Raw genomic sequence first — 18,028 nt, 5'->3', positions numbered from 1 at the left:
ACCAATTCGGTCGATTGTTTTTTTATCTAGAATATTTTTTTCTTTGAATATCATAAAAAATAAAGACAATAATAGCTATAAGAGAACAACTTGCACCAACAACAAATCCTTTTGGTATAAAGGAAAGGGTAATAGTTCCTTCACCTTCAGGAACATCAATTTTCATAAATCCAGTTTGTGCCTGTTGAATTTGTAATTTTTTACCATTTTGGTAAGCAGACCATCCTCGGTCGTAAGGAATTGTGAAAAAGATTGATGTATCATTCTTTACCTTATAATTTACAGTGACCTTGTTTTTATAAGAGCTCACTTCTACTGGATTTTCTTTTATTTTGCGTATAGCCTCCGTATATTTCTTAGTATCTAAGCGATAGAAAGTTGGAGATTCAAATGATACTTGAGCATTTCCTGGGAACTTAATCTGGATATCAAAAGTTTGTTTATGTTCTGCATATCCAAGATTGAAAAATGTAAAAGCATTATCTGTGGTAAAGGATTTTTTTTCACCATTGACAATGATGTCAACTTGCTTTTTCTTATCATTTGAAAAATTTAGCTTGGTCATGGAAAGGTAAACCTGACTATTATCAGGTACTTCAATGCTGTAGCTGATAGTTGCATCTTCAGTATCAGTTCCGTTTAGATTGACCACGTTGTCACCAGAGTCTGTATGATGATTTATCGGATAAAAGTACTCTTCATTTAAGCCAGCAATTTTATTTAAAAATTGAGTTTGGTTATCAAGAGTATGGTCGTTAAAAGTGACATCTTTGTAAAGAGACTGTGTAGCAAAAGCAATTGGGAGAGCGAATTGATTTTTATAAAGGGTTAGATTATCTTTTTGATAGCTTGGATGAAAACCATATTTATCTGGATAGGTTTCAGAAATATTGTAGCTGATTCCAAATAAACTATCTGCAATGATAGTATTATTTGCATAACGAAGATTAAGGTTGGTACCTGAAGATTTAAAACCCAACTTATCTAACGTTGTACTTGCAGAACGATTACGAACAGATGAAAATTGTGAGATGCCATTGTAGTTAAATTTCATGCTATCGTTTCCAGTTTGAGTTTGTAACTTTTCAGTTCGTGTAAATGTATCTGGTTGCTGTTTGGTATACTCCAAAATAGCTTTCATACTTGGAATATCTTTATCATAGGTACTACGAGAAGCAAATCCCCATTCTTTCGTAATTCCATTTAATTGAGATGAAGCATTAAAACTAACTTCACTTACTGTAAAGATCAAAATAAGAATTGAAAAGATTTTTAGAGAAATCATTTTTCGGATAAGTGCTAATAACAATAGTAAGTATACCACTAAGAACTCAATCGTTAAGAGTATATTTAATTTAGTTAGAAATGAATAATGATTTTTAAAATAAATGGTTGCTAGATAACCAGATAAAAGGAAGGTCATTGAGAATAAAATATTCCATAACTTAATATCCTTAAATCTATTTAAAACTTCTGCTGAAATATAAATCAAGAGAGTAGAGAAAATCCACGCATAGCGATGAAGAAACATATTTGGCGCGTGCATTCCTTGCCAAAATAGATCTAAGGCTTCTAGATAAAAACTAGCAATGATGATAATGAGTAGAGTTGCATAGCATAGTTTCACGTGAAACTTAATTGATTTTAATGTAAAGAATACAATTGTTAAGATAAAAGGAAGGAGGCCTACAAAAATCATTGGGATAGAACCATATTTAGTTGTATCGAAAGCACCAATAAATTGTTTAGCGAATAGATCTAGATACCAACTGGCATCTGTTTTTATTTTTGTAATAGCGGTTAGTTTTTCACCATGAGTTCTTAAATCAAAAAAGGTTGGGAGTGTCATGATGAAACTTGTTAAACCAGCGAGTAAGGATGTTAGGAAAAAATCAAGGAAAGAATACTTGCGACTTTTAAAATCCCAGGAAAGTTGGCAAAAATACCAAACTACCAAAAACAGGGCAGTCATATAACCAAAATAGTAGTTTTGGATAAATAAGATTGACAAACTTGTAAAGTATAGAATACGTTTTTTTTCCGTTATGAGTAGATGTAAACCAGTTAAAATTAAGGGAATTAAAATAAAAACATCTAACCAGGTTTTAATCTCAAGTTGACTAACTGTAAAGCTCATTAAAGCATATGAGGTAGATAAAGATAATCTGAGTGGGGCTGATAGATTTTTGAATATTATACTCAAGCTAAAAAAGGTTGACAGACCTATCAAGCCAAATTTTAACAAGGTTGACAGATAGACTGCATCTGGCATGCTTGATACATCAAAAAAATAAACAAGATGTGATAGAAAACTACCAAGGTAATAACTGGACAAGGCATAAAAATTGAGACCTAGACCGCTGGTAAAAGTATAAAATAGACTATCACTCCCATGTAAAATATTACGAAGATTTAGATCAAAAATAACATATTGATGAAATCCATCCCCCAATAAAGGTGAAGTATCACTATTCCAGTAGATACCTTGAGAAAGATAGACTCCGAATATAATTACTAGGGGAATTATGAAAGAAATAAGATAGGTCCAATAGTTTCTGAAAAATGTTTTCATGTTACCTCATAGAATGTTAGAAAACTCAGTTGGTTAATCCAACTGAGTTTTAAAGTATTATTTAGTCTTTCCAAAGTTCTTTGACTTTTGCTTGTACTTCAGCATTTTCTAAGAATTCATCATAGGTTTCATCGATACGGTCGATTACACCGTTTTTAGATAGGACAATAATGTGGTTAGCCAATGTTTGAATGAATTCATGGTCATGACTGGCGAAGATGATTGATTCTTTGAAGTTTTTCAATCCATCGTTCAAACTTGAAATAGATTCCAAATCTAAGTGATTAGTAGGATCGTCAAGTACTAGAACATTTGATTTCAAAAGCATGAGTTTTGATAGCATCACGCGCACTTTCTCTCCCCCTGACAAGACATTTACAGGTTTGTTAACCTCATCTCCAGAGAAGAGCATACGACCAAGGAAACCACGCAAGAAGGTATTGTCATCTTCTTCTTTACTTGCAAATTGACGGAGCCAGTCAAGAATAGATTCACCCCCAGCAAAATCAGCTGAATTGTCTTTTGGTAAGTAAGAGCGACTAGTTGTAACCCCCCACTTGACAGTTCCTTCATAGTCGATATCACCCATAATTGCACGAATCAATGCAGTTGTTTGGATATCGTTTTGTCCGATAAGAGCTGTCTTGTCACCTGGACGCAAGATAAAGCTGATGTTTTCAAGAATAGTTTCGCCATCAATCTTGACAGATAGATTTTCTACTGTCAAGAGATCGTTACCGATTTCTCGTTCAGCTTTAAAGTTGATAAATGGATATTTACGACTAGATGGCACAATTTCTTCAAGTTCAATCTTATCAAGCATTTTCTTACGTGATGTTGCTTGTCTTGATTTAGAAGCATTAGCAGAGAAACGAGCAACGAATTCTTGTAATTGCTTAATTTTTTCTTCTGCTTTAGCATTACGGTCTGCTAGCAATTTAGCAGCAAGCTCAGAAGATTCTTTCCAGAAGTCGTAGTTTCCGACATAGAGTTTGATTTTTCCAAAGTCAAGGTCGGCCATGTGAGTACATACTTTGTTCAAGAAGTGACGGTCATGGGATACGACAATAACGGTGTTATCAAAGTCAATCAAGAAATCTTCTAACCAAGTAATAGATTGGATATCAAGACCGTTGGTCGGCTCGTCTAGAAGAAGTACATCTGGTTTACCAAATAGAGCTTTAGCAAGAAGTACTTTCACTTTGTCTCCATTTGCAAGTTCGCTCATATTTTGGTAATGAAGATCTTCAGGGATATTCAAGTTTTGCAAGAGTTGTGAAGCTTCACTCTCAGCTTCCCAACCACCTAGTTCAGCAAATTCACCTTCAAGCTCAGCTGCACGAACTCCATCTTCATCAGTAAAGTCTGCTTTCATATAGATAGCATCTTTTTCTTTCATGATGTTGTATAGTTTTTCATTACCCATGATAACAACATCAATAACACGTTCATCCTCATAGTCAAAGTGATTTTGACGAAGTACAGAAAGACGCTCATCTGGCCCAAGAGAAACATGACCAGTTGTAGGTTCGATATCACCAGCTAAGATTTTTAAAAATGTTGATTTACCTGCACCGTTAGCACCAATTAAACCATATGTGTTTCCTTCTGTAAATTTGATGTTGACCTCATCAAAAAGTTTGCGATCACTAAAACGTAGTGAAACATCAGATACTGTTAGCAATTTTTTTCTCCTATTATATGTAATACTATAATTCTACTAGAAAATCAGCAAATATTCAAATTTTTCTCTGTCAATTATTTGTAAAGGATATTTACAGATAGTTTACAGTTGAGGAGTTGAAATTGTAATTATTTGATAAAAAAAATTACCTGTCTTTTTATCAAAAAAATGCTATAATTGAAAGGACTATATCAAAGGAGAATAAGATGAATAAACCCATTATTTTAACAGGAGATCGTCCAACGGGGAAATTACATATTGGGCACTACGTTGGTAGCTTAAAAAATCGTGTCTTATTACAGCAAGAAGATAAATATGACATGTTTGTTTTTTTGGCTGACCAGCAAGCTTTAACTGACCATGCAAAAGATCCACAAACTATTGTAGAGTCTATTGGGAATGTTGCTTTGGACTATCTTGCAGTGGGATTGGATCCTAACAAATCAACGATTTTCATTCAAAGTCAAATTCCAGAATTGGCAGAGTTGTCTATGTATTACATGAATCTAGTGTCTTTGACTCGTCTGGAGCGTAATCCTACTGTAAAGACAGAAATTGCTCAGAAAGGATTTGGAGAAAGTATTCCAACTGGATTTTTAGTTTATCCAATTGCTCAAGCAGCAGATATCACAGCTTTTAAGGCTAACTATGTTCCTGTAGGTACAGACCAAAAACCGATGATTGAACAAACGCGTGAGATTGTGCGTTCATTCAATCATGCCTATAATTGTGATATTTTAGTAGAACCGGAAGGAATTTATCCTGAAAATGAAGGAGCAGGTCGCTTACCTGGTCTTGATGGAAATGCCAAAATGTCTAAATCGCTTAATAATGGTATCTACTTGTCAGATGATGCAGATACTTTGCGTAAGAAAGTAATGAGTATGTATACAGATCCAGATCACATTCGTGTTGAGGATCCAGGTAAGATTGAGGGCAATATGGTTTTCCACTATTTAGATGTTTTCGGACGTCCAGAAGATGCTCAAGAAATTGCTGAAATGAAAGAGCATTATAAACGTGGAGGTCTAGGCGATGTCAAGACTAAACGTTATCTACTTGAAATCCTAGAACGTGAACTTGGTCCAATTCGTGAACGCCGTCTTGAGTTGGCTAAAGATATGGGTGAAGTTTATAATATGCTCCAAAAAGGGAGTGAAAAAGCTCGAGAAGTTGCTGGTCAAACGCTATCAGAAGTAAAATCAGCAATGGGTCTAAATTACTTTCATTAATAGATAAAATACGAACTATAAAACTATCTCTTCTTTAAAATTAAAGGGATAGTTTTTTACATTATCTATTATCAATATAATTGACAAATTTTCATAGAATGGTATGATAGATACAATACAAAAAGCGTCAAGCTCAAAAAGAAAGAAAAGAGGAAACTTCAATGTCTAATTGGGACACTAAATTTTTGAAAAAAGGTTTTACCTTTGATGATGTATTGCTTATTCCAGCAGAGAGTCATGTATTGCCTAATGATGCGGATTTAACAACAAAATTGGCAGATAATTTGACTTTAAATATCCCAATTATTACAGCAGCCATGGATACTGTAACAGAAAGCCAAATGGCTATTGCTATTGCGCGTGCAGGTGGTCTTGGTGTTATCCATAAAAATATGTCTATTGAACAGCAGGCAGATGAAGTTCGTAAGGTAAAACGTTCTGAAAATGGTGTTATCATTGATCCATTCTTCTTGACTCCAGAGCATACAATTGCAGAAGCAGATGAACTCATGGGACGTTACCGTATCAGTGGTGTTCCAGTGGTTGAAACTCTTGAAAATCGTAAATTGGTTGGTATTTTGACCAACCGAGACCTTCGTTTTATTTCAGATTACAATCAACCAATATCAAATCATATGACCAGTGAGAATCTTGTTACTGCTCCTGTTGGAACAGATCTTGAAACAGCTGAGAGCATTCTTCAAGAACACCGTATTGAAAAACTTCCTTTGGTTGATGAAGAAGGTCGTCTTTCTGGCTTGATCACGATTAAAGATATTGAAAAAGTGATTGAGTTTCCAAATGCAGCTAAAGATGAGTTTGGTCGTCTTCTAGTTGCTGGTGCGGTAGGTGTAACTTCTGATACTTTTGAACGTGCTGAAGCCCTCTTTGAAGCAGGAGCTGATGCTATTGTTATCGATACTGCCCATGGTCACTCAGCGGGTGTACTTCGTAAAATTGCTGAGATTCGTGCTCATTTCCCAGACCGTACACTGATTGCTGGGAACATCGCTACTGCTGAAGGAGCCCGTGCTCTTTATGATGCAGGTGTTGACGTTGTTAAAGTCGGTATTGGCCCAGGTTCAATCTGTACAACTCGTGTGATTGCTGGTGTAGGAGTTCCCCAGGTAACAGCAATTTACGATGCAGCAGCAGTTGCGCGTGAATATGGCAAAACAATCATTGCTGATGGTGGAATCAAGTATTCTGGAGATATTGTTAAAGCCCTTGCTGCTGGTGGAAATGCAGTAATGCTTGGATCAATGTTTGCAGGAACAGATGAAGCTCCAGGAGAAACTGAAATCTTCCAAGGACGTAAGTTCAAGACATACCGTGGTATGGGTTCAATCGCTGCTATGAAGAAGGGTTCAAGTGACCGTTACTTCCAAGGCTCAGTCAATGAAGCAAACAAACTTGTTCCAGAAGGAATTGAAGGTCGTGTTGCATATAAAGGAGCAGCAGCTGATATCGTATTCCAAATGATTGGTGGTATCCGATCTGGTATGGGTTACTGTGGTGCAGCTAACCTTAAAGAATTGCATGACAATGCTCAATTTATCGAAATGTCTGGTGCTGGTCTAAAAGAAAGCCATCCACACGATGTGCAAATCACAAATGAAGCACCAAACTACTCAATGTAATCAAAAAAATCTCCTGTTTAACAGGAGATTTTTTATTTACGCCGATGTAAATATCAGTTTACAGATAATTGACCGTTCTTTACAGTAAATATACTGAGATTATCAGGTAAGTTTTGAAGATGCTCTAAACTAGTTGTTGTAATAAAGGTTTGAATATTTTGAGATATAGTTTCTAGTAATTTAAGTTGACGATTATTGTCAAGTTCACTCATAACATCGTCAAGTAAAAGTATAGGCGATTCTTTTGTAATGCTCTCCATTAATTCGATTTCAGCTAGTTTAATAGAAAGAACAAGGCTACGATGTTGTCCTTGACTTCCAAAGCTTGCGTCCATTCCATTGATTAAGAAAATCATATCATCCCGATGAGGACCAACTCCAGTATTCTTCTTAAATAAATCTCTTGATCTACTTTTTTGAAGTGCTGCATAGAAAGATTCAGCTAGTTTTTCCTTGTCAGTGAAGTTTACAGATGGTTGATAACGAATTGACAACTCTTCTAATTGGTCCGAAATATCAAAGTGTTTTTCACGACCAAAAAATTCCATTTTTTTGATAAATTCTTCTCTGTGGACCATCACCCGACAACCATAGTCTACTAGCTGGTCATCTAGAACAGACAAAAATGTTTCGTCAATCTGATTCGCTGACTTTAAGTAGGTATTTCTTTGCTTGAGCACATGGTTGTAGCTTGACAAATCTGACAAGTATATGGGTTTGATTTGCCCTAACTCCATATCTATAAACTTACGTCGGATAGCTGGTGCTCCTTTGACAAGTTGTAAATCTTCGGGTGCAAATAGAACAACATTCATGTGTCCAATATAGTCAGATAGCCGAGCTTGCTTTAAGTGATTTACTTTAGTAATCCGACCTTTTGGAGTCAAATCAATCTCAAGTGGTACAGTAGCCGTTCGTTTTTGAAGAATTCCAGAAACTTGAAGCTGTTCTTCTTCAAATTGAATTAAATTTTTGTCTGTCTTTGTCCGATGGCTTCTAGTTAAAGCTAAAAAGTAAATACTTTCCAGGAGATTGGTTTTTCCTTGAGCATTTCGCCCCACAAATACATTTAATTTAGGATTAAATTCAATTTCGGTATCCTGATAGTTTCTAAATTGCTTGATGGATAAGTTTTTTAGCCACATACTTATCTACCTGGGAAACGTGGTGCAGTTTTTGTTTTAGCTTTCGGGGTCTTTTTTGTTGGCTTTTTTTTGACCGTCTTATTCATTTCTTTGACAAGTTTAGCCACACGTTCTTTCTCAAGTTTTTCTTGGAGATATTCTTCCTGTTCTTCTAAGCTCGGTTGCGTCAGAATGATTTGGATTTTCATGTCAGGAATGTCGATAGAGTCTCCGATTCTTACTTTTTTTCCACGACGATTTTCTAATTCCCCATTAAAGTAGACATGATGCTCAGCTAAAAAGGATTTAATAGCTCCGCCACTGTGTATAATACCAAGTTCTTTCAAGAGAGCTTGGAGAGTGATAAATTCTTCAAATAATTTGTATTCCATAGTTCACCTCAATCTTTGGTATTATACCATATTTTACCTTGAAATGGCAGAGGTAAATTTGTTAGAAATGAAAGCGGTTTTAATTCTAAAAGGGGTAAAGAGAACAAGAAAATTTTCTCTTTTCATGGTATAATAGAACTCTATGTAGAAGGAGGTAAGAGATGGAGTTAGTACCTGGAATTGCAGTGCATTTTATCCAATCAAAAAAATTTAAAACTAATAAAATTACTGTGCGTTTCACAGCTCCATTGTCTTTGGATTCAATTTCAGGTCGCATGTTAAGTGCCAGTATGCTTGAAACTGCCAACCAAAGTTATCCAACTGCTCAACTGTTTAGAAAACGTTTAGCAACCTTGTATGGAACTGATTTGTCAGCGCACGCCTATCGAAGAGGACAAAGTCATCTTGTGGATTTGAATATTACCTATGTGCGTGATGAATTTTTAAGTAAGAAAAACGTATTAACTTCTCAAATTTTAGAATTACTGCACCAGGTTCTGTTTACACCATTGTCGGATGAGGATGGATTTGAGAAAAATGCTTTTGACATCGAGAAAAAACAGATCTTATCAAGGCTAGAATCAGAATTGGAAGACCCATTCTTCTTTGCACATAAAGAGTTAGATCAATTGTTTTTCCAAGAAGAATCAATGCAGCTAGTTCCAAAAGATTTGATTTCTAGAATTTCAGAAGAGACTTCAAAAACATGTTTTTCAAGCTATCAAAAAATGCTAAAAGAAGACCAAATAGATATTTTCTTCTTAGGCGATTTTAATGAAATTGAAGTTTTAGAGTTTTTACATAAATTTCCTTTAACAGGTCGTAAATTAGCTGTAAACATTCAATATCAGCAACCCTATTCTAATATTCTTAGAGAAGGTATTGTTAGAAAGAGATTAGGACAGTCTGTTTTAGAGATGGGCTACCATAGTTCAGTGGCATATGGTGATGAAGAACAGATGGCAGTGCTTCTTGTAAATGGTCTTTTAGGAGCCTTTCCTCATTCGAAACTATTTACCCAAGTGCGAGAAAAAGAAGGACTGGCCTATACGGTATCAAGTCATTTGGATCTCTTTAGTGGATTTTTACGACTATTTGCTGGAATTGATCGGCAAAATCGAAACAAGGTAAGAAAATTGATGAATCATCAGTTACTTGACATAAAAAATGGCAAGTTTACAGATAAGGAAATTGATCAGACCAAACAAATGATTCGTCGCTCTTTACTACTAGCTCAGGATAATCAAGATTCTATCGTCGATAAATATTATTTGTCAACTTTTTTTGGGAAGGCGAATCTTGATACAAAAACTTTAATCGATAAGCTTGAACAAGTTGATAGAGAAGCAATTTGTGAAGCAGCAAACAGTTTTAAGTTGCAGGCTATTTATTTTATGGAAGGAGCAGAATGACCAGACCTACTTTTCAAAAGAAATATTATCCTGCTGTAAAAGAAACTTTGTATCAAACTAGCTTAGAAAATGGTTTGACAGTTACTTTACTACCTAAAAAGGACTTTAACGAGGTTTATGGCGTTGTAAGTGTCCAAGTTGGTTCTGTTGACACAAGGTTTACAGTGGATGGTAATGACTTACAACAATATCCACAAGGAATCGCTCATTTCTTAGAACATAAGCTTTTTGAAAGAGAAGATTCTGGAGATGTTATGGCAGCTTTTACAGAGTTGGGTGCTGAAAGTAATGCCTTTACGAGCTTTACGAACACTAGCTATCTTTTCTCGACTTCTGAAAATGTTCTAGAGTGTTTAGATTTGCTAGAAGAACTTGTCACTACTTTCAATATGACTGAAGAATCTGTGGAGCGCGAAAAGGATATCATTCAACAGGAAAGAGAGATGTATCAGGATGATCCGGATTCTTGTCTATTTTTCAAGACTTTGGCAAATCTCTATCCAGAAAGTCCTTTAGCTTCAGATATTGTTGGTAGTGAAAACTCTATTGATGCTATTTGTTTGGAGGATTTAGAAGAGAACTTTAAAGAGTTTTACAGACCTGTCAATAGTAATATCTTTTTAGTGGGGAATTTTGATTTTGAACTGCTTGAAGATTATTTTGCTACGAAATCTCATCCTCAAGAAAAAAAACATGAGTTTAAGAGAGAAAAAATACCTTTACATCCTGTAAAGACTACTGAAAGTTTACGGATGGACGTGGCTTCTCCAAAATTAGCGATCGGTATTAGAGGAAATGAAGACATAGGAAATCGAGATCAGTATCGTTATCATCTTTTATTGAAATTGTTGTTTACAATGATGTTTGGTTGGACTTCACAAAGATTTCAAAAATTATATGAGACAGGTAAACTGGATGCTTCCCTGTCTCTAGAAATAGAAGTAGATCCTCGTTTCCATTTTGTGATATTAACAATGGATACAAAGGAACCTGTGGCACTTTCTCATCAATTTCGTAAAGCTATTCGCAATTTTGTTAAAGATGAGGATATAACTGAGGATCACTTGGATATTGTAAAAACTGAGATGTATGGAGAATTTCTTCATAGTATGGATTCTCTTGAATACATTGCTACTCAGTATCATCCAACTGATACAGGTTCTACCCTGTTTGACCTTCCTAAACTTTTGCAGGAAATTACTTTAGAAGATATTCTAGAGGCTGGACATGATTTGATAGATAATAGCGATATGGTTGATTGTACAATTTTCCCGATATAATCGCTAGAAAATACACTAGAAAGAAGGAATGTTAAGTATGAGAAAAAAAACAATTGGTGAGGTCTTACGTCTTGCAAGAATTAACCAAGGACTGAGCTTAGAGGAATTGCACAGAAAGACAGATATTCAGCTGGATTTGTTGGAGGCAATGGAGTCAGATGATTTTGACAAACTACCGAGTACTTTTTATGCTCGTTCATTTTTGAGAAAGTATGCTTGGGCTGTTGAATTAGATGAAAATATTGTTCTAGATGCCTATGATTCGGGAAGTATGATTACTTATGAAGAAGTTGATGTAGATGAGATTGAACTTTCAGGACGTAGACGGTCTAATCGAAAGAAAAATTCATTTCTCCCGCTATTTTACTTTGTTCTTTTTTCTTTATCAATTTTAATTTTTGTAACCTACTATGTGTGGAATTATATTCAAACCCAACCAACTGCGTCTTCTGCGGCAACTTATAGTGTTGTGAGTTCAACAAGTAGCTCTAGTAGTGTAGCATCAAGTAGTAGTCAAGCTACTAGTTCATCAAGTTCGAGTGAGGCAACTACTTTGACTGTTTCAGGTCAGGGAGATGCTTTATCAGTGGAATATAAGACATCTAAAGATTCTGCGGATCTTCAATTATCTGTAACAGATACAACAAGCTGGATTAGCGTTTCGGATACTGATTTAGCAGGGGGAGTGACTCTTGAACCTAATAATAAAACAGCCAAAACAACCATTTCTAAAGGATCTCCAGTAACCATAACATTGGGTGTTGTTAAAGGAGTATCGGTGAAAATTGATAATAAGGAAATTGACACTTCAAAATTAACTGGTCAAACTGGTTGGATTACTCTAACATTAAGTTCAAACTAAAGGAAGGATAACATGAAAAAAGAGAATATTCCTAATATGCTTACGCTTGGTAGAATTTTATTTATTCCGATTTTTATTCTCCTTCTATCAGTTGGACCATCTCCTGTGTTACATAAAATAGCAGCAGTTATTTTTGCTATTGCCAGTATCACTGATTATCTAGATGGTTATTTAGCTAGAAAATGGCAAGTGGTTAGTAATTTCGGAAAGTTTGCGGATCCAATGGCTGATAAATTATTGGTCATGTCAGCCTTTATTATGTTGGTTGGTCTAAAGATGGCACCAGCTTGGGTGGTAGCAATAATTATTTGTCGTGAACTTGCTGTCACCGGTTTACGCTTGCTCTTAGTTGAAACAGGAGGTACTGTTCTAGCTGCTGCTATGCCTGGAAAAATCAAGACATTTAGTCAGATGTTTGCGATTATATTCTTGCTACTTCACTGGAATGTGCTTGGTCAGATAACTCTTTATATTGCCTTGTTCTTCACAGTTTATTCTGGTTATGATTATTTCAAGGGAAGCGCATATTTGTTTAAAGGAACCTTTCGTTAGATATGGAATCGATTATTGAAATTAAGGACCTGTCTTTTCGATATCAGGCAGATCAAGAACATTATGATGTTCATAACATTTCGTTTCACGTGAAACGTGGAGAATGGTTGTCTATCGTTGGTCATAATGGTAGTGGCAAATCAACAACAGTTCGCTTGATTGACGGCTTGCTCGAGGTTGAGTCTGGAGAGATTTGGATAGACGGTGATTGCCTAACTCCAGAAAATGTCTGGGAAAAAAGACGTAAGATTGGTATGGTCTTTCAAAATCCTGATAACCAATTCGTAGGAGCAACTGTTGAAGACGACGTTGCTTTTGGACTGGAAAATCAAGGAATACCACTTGAAGAGATGAAGAAACGTGTTTCTGAGGCTTTATCATTGGTTGGGATGGCTGAATTTGCTAAAAAGGAACCATCTCGTTTATCAGGAGGTCAGAAACAGAGAGTAGCTATTGCAGGAGTTGTAGCTCTGCGACCAGATATTTTAATCTTGGATGAGGCTACAAGTATGTTGGACCCTGAGGGACGATTAGAATTGATTAAGATAGTCCAGAAGATTCGCAAAGACCATCAGATGACAGTCATCTCCATTACGCACGATTTGGATGAGGTGTCCATGAGTGACAGAGTTTTGGTGATGAAAAAAGGAGAAGTCGAGTCCACTAGCACTCCTAGAGAGTTGTTTTCTAGGTCAGATTTAGATCAAATTGGATTAGATCAACCCTTTGTCAACCAATTAAAACAATCACTGCGTGATAGTGGCTTTAAATTACCAGAGCACTACCTGACCGAAGAGGAGCTTGAGGAGGCTTTATGGGAATTATTCTAGACAATGTTAGTTATACATATCAGGAAGGGACCCCTTTTGCCTCAGCAGCCTTGTCAGATGTCAGTTTGACAATAGAGGATGGCTCTTATACTGCGATTATTGGGCATACAGGAAGCGGAAAGTCTACAATCCTTCAACTTTTGAATGGTTTGCTAGTTCCCACAGATGGAAGTGTTCGTGTCTTTGATACATTGATCACACCAACATCGGTCAATAAGCAAATTCGCCAAATTCGCAAACAAGTTGGGTTGGTGTTTCAGTTTGCAGAGAATCAAATTTTTGAGGAAACTGTCCTAAAAGATGTGGCTTTTGGCCCTCAAAATTTTGGTGTTTCTGTAGAAGAGGCAGAAGCTATTGCGCGTGAAAAACTAGCTTTAGTAGGAATCGATGAATCACTCTTTGATCGAAGTCCATTTGAACTCTCGGGTGGACAAATGAGACGGGTTGCGATTGCTGGAATTTTGGCAATGGAGCCAAGAATTTTGGTCTTAGATGAGCCAACAGCTGGTTTGGACCCAATTGGTCGAAAAGAGTTGATGACCTTGTTTAAAAAGCTTCATCAAGATGGCATCACAATTGTTTTAGTAACCCACCTTATGGATGATGTGGCCGAATTTGCTGATCAAGTTTATGTGATGGAAAAAGGGAAACTAGTTAAGGGTGGGAAACCAGATCTTGTCTTTCAAAATGTCGAATTTATGGAAAAAATCCAATTGGGTGTTCCTAAAATCACACGATTTGCTCAAAGGCTAGTTGACAGAGGAATTTCTTTCGAACAATTGCCGATAACGATAGAGGAGTTTAAGGAGTTTATCAATGGATAATATGATTTTAGGTCAATACATACCAGGAAATTCGATTATTCATCGTCTAGATCCTCGTAGTAAGTTAGTAGCAATGATTTTATTGATCATCATCGCTTTTTGGGCCAATAATCCAATTACAAATCTCATACTCTTCATTGCAACAGGCATATTTGTCGTTTTATCAGAAGTTCCCTTATCTTTTTTTATAAAAGGTTTGCGATCTATGTTTTTTCTGATTGCTTTTACAACCCTTTTTCAACTGTTCTTTATCTCTGGTGGTCACGTCTTGTTCGAGATGGGATTTATAAAAATCACAAGCTATGGTATTGAGCAAGCAGGAATTATTTTTTGTCGTTTTGTGTTGATTATTTTTTTCTCAACTTTGCTTACTTTGACGACCATGCCACTAAGTTTGGCAACAGCAGTTGAATCCTTGCTTGGACCTTTAAAAAGATTTAAGGTTCCAGTTCATGAGATTGGGCTCATGTTGTCTATGAGTTTGCGATTTGTACCAACCTTGATGGATGATACGATTCGCATAATGAATGCTCAAAAGGCGCGTGGTGTTGATTTTGGAGAAGGAAATGTAATCCAAAAAGTTAAGGCTATGATACCTATTTTGATTCCTTTGTTCGCTACGAGTTTGAAAAGAGCAGATTCTCTTGCTACAGCCATGGAAGCTAGAGGCTATCAAGGTGGAAATGGACGCAGTCAGTATCGACAGTTAAATTGGATGAACAGAGACAGTATAGCGCTATTATTTGTTTGTGTATTGGGTGCAATTCTATTTTTGCTAAAATCTTAGAATGTAATATAAGGTAGAGGTATGAACCGTTTTAAAAAATCAAAATATATCATTGTTCTATTTGTCGTTGTATTAGTAGTATCCGTTTTTTTAGTGACAACACAATCAAGTGCAGTTGTAACAAAAGCTGGAGATGGAATTTCATTAGTCGATAGAATAGTGCAAAAGCCTTTTCAATGGCTTTCTTCCGTAAAATCTGATTTAGGTCGTTTGACCAGAACCTATAACGAGAATGAAACTCTCAAAAAAGAACTCTATCAGATGAAGAAGGAAACGAATGAAGCAGACAGTCTGAAGGAAGAAAATGAGCAACTACGTCAGTTATTGGATATGAAGTCAAAATTGAATGCAACCAAGTTAATTGCTTCTGACGTCATCATGAGAACTCCTGTAACCTGGAAACAAGAGTTGACAATTGATGCAGGTTCTCAACAAGGCGTGACAAGCAATATGCTTGTTATAGCTGGTGGGGGACTGATTGGAAGCGTGGGAAAGATTGAAGATAACTCTACTGTGGTCAACTTATTGACCAACGCGGAAAATACGGAGAAAATCTCCGTTAAAATTCAGCACGGTTCTACTAGTATATATGGTATTATCATTGGGTACGACAAAGAAAAAGATTTACTGAAAATTAGTCAATTAAACAGCAGTAGCGACATTAGTAAAGGAGATAAGGTCGTAACTGGTGGTCTTGGTAATTTTAATGCTACTGATATTCCAGTAGGTGAAGTCGAATCTGTGACACATAGCAATGACTATCTGACAAGAGAGGTATTAGTCAAACTTCAGTCTGATTCAATGAATACCAAAGTCGTAGAGTTAGTGGGGAACCCATCATGAGACTTTTTAAGCAGATAGGCATGTTTTTGCTCTTGCCCTTTATAATCTTAATAGATAGTCATTTAGGGCAATTTGTCAATAGTTTTTTCCCTTATTTTCAACTTGTTAGTCATACTATCTTCATCTTTTTATTATTTGAGACGATAGAAGTATCCGAATATTTGTTTTTGGTTTATTGCTTAATCATAGGGCTTATCTATGATATATATTTCTTTCATTTGATAGGGATTGCCAGTCTTCTTTTTGTTATTATTGGTGCAATCATTTATAAAAATAATGCGATTATTTTATCAAATAGATGGACTAGACTATTAGCTATTTTAATGATGACTTTCTCTTTTGAATTTGGTAGTTTTCTTCTAGCGCAAATGATTGGATTAACTGCTGAAAGTATAACAGTCTTTATCGTTTATGGTCTAGTTCCGTCAATGATATTAAACTGTCTATGGATGTTAGTTTTCCAGTTTATTTTTGAAAAAATATATCTATAAGAAAGAAACAAAACTGTAATAAAGGCGTAATATTTATTAGGCCTTTTTTTGATATACTAGTATTGTCTTAAAAGAAGGAGTATTCACACTTATGAAGAAAAAAATCCTAGCATCACTTTTGTTAAGTACAGTATTGGTCTCACAAGGAGCTGTTCTTTCAAGTGTTAAAGCAAATACAACAGATGAAAAGATTGCTGCTCAAGATAGTAAAATTAGTAACTTGACAGCTCAACAGAAAGAAGCTCAAAAACAAGTAGACGAAATTCAAACTAAAGTTTCAGCTATTCAATCAGAGCAAGAAAAATTGCAATCTGAAAACGAAAAACTTCAAGAAGAATCTAAAAAACTTGAAGGTGAAATCGCAGAGCTTTCAAAAAATATTGTAGCTCGTAATGCATCGCTTGAAAACCAAGCTCGTAGTGCACAAACGAACGGAACTGCTACAAGCTACATCAATACGATTATTAACTCTGACTCAATCACAGAAGCTATTTCTCGTGTAGCAGCTATGAGTGAAATCGTATCAGCAAACAATAAAATGTTGCAGCAACAAAAAGAAGATAAGAAAGCTATCTCTGAAAAACAAGTTGCAAACAACGAAGCAATCAATACAGTCATTGCTAACCAACAAACACTTGCTGACGATGCTCAAGCTTTGACAACAAAACAAGCAGAATTGAAAGTAGCAGAATTGAACCTTGCAGCTGAGAAAGCTACTGCAGAAGGTGAAAAAGCAAGCTTGTTGGAGCAAAAAGCAGCAGCAGAAGCAACAGCAAAAGCGGCAGTGGAAGCTGAAGCAGCTTACCGAGCTCAACAAACTAGCCAACGTCAATCAGTTGCAGCTTCAGCTAACACAAGCTTTGCTGCGCAAGTACAAGCGGCTTCATCATCAAGCAATGAAGCACCAAGCTACACTCCTGTAGCAACTCGTCCAACATACAGTACCAATGCCTCAACTTATCCAGTTGGAGAGTGTACATGGGGTGCTAAGACATTAGCTCCTTGGGCTGGAGATTACTGGGGTAACGGAGGACAGTGGGCTACAAGTGCAGCGGCAGCAGGCTTCCGTACTGGTTCTCAGCCACAAGTTGGTGCGATTGCTTGCTGGAATGATGGTGGTTATGGTCACGTAGCGGTTGTTACAGCTGTTTCATCTACAACTAACATTCAAGTATCAGAATCTAACTATGGTGGAGACCGTACAATTGGTAACAAACGTGGATGGTTTAATCCAACTACATCACAAGGATACGTTACTTACATCTATCCAAACTAATGAAAAATTGAGACTCAGATTGGGTCTCTTTTCTTATTTATAAGATGGTGAAATCCCAAGTTTTCGCTAAATTCCCAAACTAAGTTCCACTGCTAGTACGAGTGGAAGTTAGTCTGATAAAAATCCTAAAAACCAGTGGAATTCCGTGTCAGGGTAAATTCCACTGGTTTTACTAATGCTTGATTTCATCGCTTCTGTAGCCAAAATGAATAGACAAAAAGAGCGCA

At 36.2% G+C, this 18,028-nt stretch carries 16 protein-coding genes; 12 read left to right on the top strand and 4 right to left on the bottom strand.

The genetic code is table 11. From position 1 onward, the window contains the following. Positions 1-22: 22 nt before the first annotated feature. Together QM374_RS07620 and QM374_RS07615 are read right to left on the bottom strand one after the other, a co-directional pair. Positions 23-2,572 (bottom strand): YfhO family protein, encoded by a 2,550-nt coding sequence (locus tag QM374_RS07620; RefSeq protein WP_414311368.1) that lies wholly within the window; start codon positions 2,570-2,572, stop codon positions 23-25. Positions 2,573-2,633: 61 nt separating this feature from the next. Then, positions 2,634-4,256, bottom strand: a complete 1,623-nt coding sequence (locus QM374_RS07615) for an ATP-binding cassette domain-containing protein (protein WP_414311367.1) — start codon at positions 4,254-4,256, stop codon at positions 2,634-2,636. A gap of 206 nt (positions 4,257-4,462) precedes the next feature. Between QM374_RS07615 and trpS the strand changes: the two genes are divergently transcribed. Next, a complete protein-coding gene (gene trpS / locus QM374_RS07610) occupies positions 4,463-5,488 on the top strand; it encodes a tryptophan--tRNA ligase (RefSeq protein ID WP_414311366.1) in 1,026 nt (341 codons plus the stop codon). A 161-nt stretch (positions 5,489-5,649) separates the two neighbouring features. Beyond that, the gene (guaB, locus tag QM374_RS07605; RefSeq protein WP_045762410.1) at positions 5,650-7,128 is read left to right on the top strand and encodes an IMP dehydrogenase; all 1,479 of its coding nucleotides are present in this window, start codon (positions 5,650-5,652) and stop codon (positions 7,126-7,128) included. 53 nt (positions 7,129-7,181) lie between these two features. On the opposite strand, the gene recF is transcribed toward guaB, so the two are convergent. Both recF and yaaA read right to left on the bottom strand, forming a co-directional pair. Then, positions 7,182-8,273, bottom strand: a complete 1,092-nt coding sequence (gene recF, locus QM374_RS07600; protein WP_414311365.1) for a DNA replication/repair protein RecF — start codon at positions 8,271-8,273, stop codon at positions 7,182-7,184. Between the two features lie 2 nt (positions 8,274-8,275). Continuing rightward, the gene (yaaA, locus tag QM374_RS07595) at positions 8,276-8,644 is read right to left on the bottom strand and encodes a S4 domain-containing protein YaaA (RefSeq protein WP_373095363.1); all 369 of its coding nucleotides are present in this window, start codon (positions 8,642-8,644) and stop codon (positions 8,276-8,278) included. Positions 8,645-8,805: 161 nt separating this feature from the next. On the opposite strand from yaaA, the gene yfmF reads away from it, so the two are divergent. From yfmF to pcsB, 10 genes are all read left to right on the top strand, one after another. Continuing rightward, positions 8,806-10,056, top strand: coding sequence for an EF-P 5-aminopentanol modification-associated protein YfmF (yfmF, locus tag QM374_RS07590; RefSeq protein ID WP_414311364.1), 1,251 nt, complete (start codon positions 8,806-8,808; stop codon positions 10,054-10,056). Further along, the gene (yfmH, locus tag QM374_RS07585) at positions 10,053-11,336 is read left to right on the top strand and encodes an EF-P 5-aminopentanol modification-associated protein YfmH (protein ID WP_414311363.1); all 1,284 of its coding nucleotides are present in this window, start codon (positions 10,053-10,055) and stop codon (positions 11,334-11,336) included. The genes yfmF and yfmH overlap by 4 nt, the downstream gene beginning before the upstream one ends. A gap of 37 nt (positions 11,337-11,373) precedes the next feature. Beyond that, positions 11,374-12,198, top strand: coding sequence for a cytoskeleton protein RodZ (rodZ, locus tag QM374_RS07580; protein WP_414311362.1), 825 nt, complete (start codon positions 11,374-11,376; stop codon positions 12,196-12,198). Positions 12,199-12,210: 12 nt separating this feature from the next. Next, on the top strand, positions 12,211-12,750 hold the full coding sequence (gene pgsA, locus QM374_RS07575) for a CDP-diacylglycerol--glycerol-3-phosphate 3-phosphatidyltransferase (RefSeq protein ID WP_061863869.1): 540 nt from the start codon (positions 12,211-12,213) through the stop codon (positions 12,748-12,750). A 2-nt stretch (positions 12,751-12,752) separates the two neighbouring features. Further along, a complete protein-coding gene (locus QM374_RS07570; RefSeq protein ID WP_414311361.1) occupies positions 12,753-13,580 on the top strand; it encodes an energy-coupling factor ABC transporter ATP-binding protein in 828 nt (275 codons plus the stop codon). Beyond that, positions 13,565-14,404, top strand: coding sequence for an energy-coupling factor transporter ATPase (locus tag QM374_RS07565; RefSeq protein ID WP_414311360.1), 840 nt, complete (start codon positions 13,565-13,567; stop codon positions 14,402-14,404). Before QM374_RS07570 ends, QM374_RS07565 begins: the two co-directional genes overlap by 16 nt. Then, complete coding sequence (locus QM374_RS07560) at positions 14,397-15,191, top strand: energy-coupling factor transporter transmembrane component T family protein (RefSeq protein WP_414311359.1); 795 nt, start codon at positions 14,397-14,399, stop codon at positions 15,189-15,191. Before QM374_RS07565 ends, QM374_RS07560 begins: the two co-directional genes overlap by 8 nt. Positions 15,192-15,212: 21 nt before the next feature. Next, the gene (gene mreC, locus QM374_RS07555; protein ID WP_414311358.1) at positions 15,213-16,034 is read left to right on the top strand and encodes a rod shape-determining protein MreC; all 822 of its coding nucleotides are present in this window, start codon (positions 15,213-15,215) and stop codon (positions 16,032-16,034) included. After that, the gene (mreD, locus tag QM374_RS07550) at positions 16,031-16,525 is read left to right on the top strand and encodes a rod shape-determining protein MreD (RefSeq protein ID WP_414311357.1); all 495 of its coding nucleotides are present in this window, start codon (positions 16,031-16,033) and stop codon (positions 16,523-16,525) included. Before mreC ends, mreD begins: the two co-directional genes overlap by 4 nt. Positions 16,526-16,616: 91 nt before the next feature. Beyond that, the gene (pcsB, locus tag QM374_RS07545; RefSeq protein ID WP_414311356.1) at positions 16,617-17,801 is read left to right on the top strand and encodes a peptidoglycan hydrolase PcsB; all 1,185 of its coding nucleotides are present in this window, start codon (positions 16,617-16,619) and stop codon (positions 17,799-17,801) included. Positions 17,802-18,028: the final 227 nt, after the last annotated feature.

Source organism: Streptococcus infantis (assembly GCF_047465525.1).
GTDB lineage: Bacteria > Bacillota > Bacilli > Lactobacillales > Streptococcaceae > Streptococcus > Streptococcus infantis_R.
This window is presented reverse-complemented; position numbering and strand designations above follow the sequence as displayed.